Origin of the sequence: Microcystis sp. LE19-10.1B (genome assembly GCF_027530565.1) — a bacterium.
GTDB classification, from domain to species: Bacteria; Cyanobacteriota; Cyanobacteriia; order Cyanobacteriales; family Microcystaceae; genus Microcystis; species Microcystis aeruginosa.
In genome coordinates, this window is sequence record NZ_JAPZQM010000231.1 from 1 (window position 1) to 1,230 (window position 1,230).

General features: G+C 35.3%; 1 protein-coding gene. It reads right to left on the reverse strand.

The features are described 5' to 3' along the window. Nucleotides 1-297 precede the first annotated feature (297 nt). Complete coding sequence (locus O9332_RS08385) at nt 298-876, reverse strand: transposase (RefSeq protein WP_002761735.1); 579 nt, start codon at nt 874-876, stop codon at nt 298-300. Between the last annotated feature and the right edge of the window lie 354 nt (nt 877-1,230).

A 1,230-nucleotide genomic window follows, 5' to 3' on the forward strand; every position in this document is an offset into this window, starting at 1 on the left:
TTTTCTGAAAACCCTTGACAAATGGCGAGACTTGCTTTAGACTTTATGTATAATGGGAATCCGTGCGCCCATATATATAGGGTTTTTGAGGGAAGATAAGAGAGAAAAAAATAGACTCAAAAATCGGGATGGGTAGGAATAAGGATAAAGGTATGAACACGGAAAATTTCTCTCCCCGACAAGCATTAAACAAAGCATTCCTGAGTAGGGATAATTCATGAATTATCCCTACGGAATTATCCCTACGGAATTATCCCTACGGAATTATCCCTACGATAGGAATTGTTGTTACAGTGATTATAAATCCTTTCTACCGAAGCTTTGCCAAAACTGAACTTCCTCCTGACTAGGTTTGACTTGCTGATTTTCGATATCTTGATGCCATTTTAAAGGATTATTAACAATATATTCTCTAATTTTCGTTAAGGAAACCTCATCACGGATAATATGTTCATAATAATTCTTTTGCCAAACCGATTGACCTTGAGTACTCTGCAATTGATTAATCAGTTTAGCACTATTCATTTTAAAATAACCAACCACTTTAGGTAACAACATTTTTCGCCTTTCCTCTGGTAGAGATAATTCATGAATTATCTCTAATGGGTTATCAATAAATATTATTCCGTGAATATGATTAGGCATAATCACAAATTCATCTAAAATAACTTCTTTATAACGAGTATCTAAACTATGCCAAATATCCTTAACAACTTGACCAAATTGATTAAGATTCATGACGTTATCTTGTATGTCCCCTAATAAATTTTCACTATTTTTAATACAGATTGTCACAAAATATGCAGCCGATTGAGAATAATCATAGTGAGATAATCTTAAGGAACGACGATGGGGTTTATCAGAAAAGTTATTCATTTATTCATCTCCTTGTCAGGACAATAAATAGGAATCTTATTTTAGTTTTTGGCTATTTAGTAAAATAAGATTAAGCTGAAGATAACAATAATTGTAACTGCTCGGTCTCGCGTAGCGAGCGCGTTGGGACCGCTTCCTTTAACCTTTCTACCCCTGCAAACTTACTGGCAATTTCCCTCACATCTTGGGAAGTGGGGAGATTTTCTCAAAACCCTTGACAAATGGCGAGACTTGCTTTAGACTTTATGTATAATGGGAATCCGTGCGCCCATATATATAGGGTTTTTGAGGGAAGATAAGAGAGAAAAAAATAGACTCCAAAACCGGGATGGGTAGGAATAGGGATAAAGGTAT

Bases quoted from the DNA above. Each gene is read 5' to 3' on its own strand.
- O9332_RS08385 (WP_002761735.1), bottom strand. From the start codon at position 876: ATGAATAACTTTTCTGATAAACCCCATCGTCGTTCCTTAAGATTATCT.